The organism is Cognatundibacterium oligocarboniphilum, assembly GCF_013377855.1.
In the GTDB taxonomy this organism is placed as follows: domain Bacteria; phylum Pseudomonadota; class Gammaproteobacteria; order Burkholderiales; family Burkholderiaceae_D; genus Undibacterium; species Undibacterium oligocarboniphilum.
Window position 1 is genome coordinate 1 of sequence record NZ_JABXYJ010000028.1, and the last position, 1,253, is coordinate 1,253.

1 protein-coding gene is annotated in these 1,253 nt (G+C 46.0%); it reads right to left on the reverse strand.

What is annotated here, in order from left to right:
- Nucleotides 1-180: 180 nt before the first annotated feature.
- On the reverse strand, nt 181-1,203 hold the full coding sequence (locus HV832_RS17115) for a DNA-binding protein (RefSeq protein ID WP_176805262.1): 1,023 nt from the start codon (nt 1,201-1,203) through the stop codon (nt 181-183).
- Between the last annotated feature and the right edge of the window lie 50 nt (nt 1,204-1,253).

The window sequence follows — 1,253 nt, forward strand, 5'->3', positions numbered from 1 at the left end:
TGGTTAAGTTTGCCCATCCCCCAAAAATGTAAAGTTAGCGTTAAAAATCACCATTGATCAATTCAAAGATCGCTATTTTTTTAAGTTTTGAAGCCTTCATATAAAGCTTCTTTTACATTTTTGGGGAAGCTGCAAGCACTTCAGTATCGCTCTATTCAGCAGGATATATCACTGGCAGTCTTAATTATTAGTAATGGCATCGTTATTTAGCACTTCTCTCGCACCCAAATACGTTTTCAACTCAGCCATCATCAGTTGTTGAGCCTCGAGCTTGGCACTGGTAGTGGCTAACTCTAGCTGCAGGCTACTAATCCGGCTGGACATTTCCTTATTTTGATCTGCGACACCAGTAATCTGGGCGTTCTTCTCGTCTAGTAAGGCCTCCAGTTGTGATACGCGCTGCGCTATGGCACGTTGCGTTTCGAGTTCCGCATCCAATCTACGATGATGATTTTTCTCTTCGTATAACGACTTCTGAGCTTGCGACAACTCTGCAACCAGCCTTACTCCATCCTGATTGAGTTGCGTCACTTCTTGTTGCTTGAGCACCAGACTTTGCTTCAAATGGCTAAGTTCAGATTGGAATTGCTGAACTTGCTGATCATGGCGTCGGAGATCTTGATCACGCTGCTCTTTGATTGATGATCTGTAATGCTCCAGGGCATCCCTTGCGTGATTGTGTTTTTCCTCCAGTGACTTTCTGTGTACCTCATTCTCCGTCAGACGTTCTTTGAGATCCGCCACTTGCTGCGCCAAAGTGTGCCTGGCGATGGATTCGCTCTGCATAGCCTCCTTCGTCTGTTCGTGGGATTGCATTTCTTCCTTGATCGACGCTATCGCTAGATCAAGTCTCTCTTGGGTGGTCACGTTTTTTGCTGTTAGGGCTGCAATTTCAGTCTCATGTAGGTGATCTTTCTCGCTGTGGAGCGATTCCAGCTCAGCAATTCGGTTGCTTGCCTCGGCCTCCAACTGTTTGGCGAGGCGCATCACCAGATCCTGCAATGCTTCACTAATAGAGATTTTACGGTCAACGTTGCCGCCGTTTTCCTCCTCTAGTTCCTTCAAATATTTGTGAATAGTGGTCTTGGAGCCTGTGTTGCCCAGTGCAACTCTCACCGCATCGACTGAGGGATGACGCCCTTGTGCCAAGAGAGAGTTACGTGCTTTTTCGACTTCAGACTTATACAATCCCGCTCTGGCCATGTTCACTCCGTCTAATATGATAATGTATTACATACCATGTAATTACATAC

Bases quoted from the DNA above. Each gene is read 5' to 3' on its own strand.
- HV832_RS17115 (WP_176805262.1), bottom strand. From the start codon at position 1,203: ATGGCCAGAGCGGGATTGTATAAGTCTGAAGTCGAAAAAGCACGTAAC.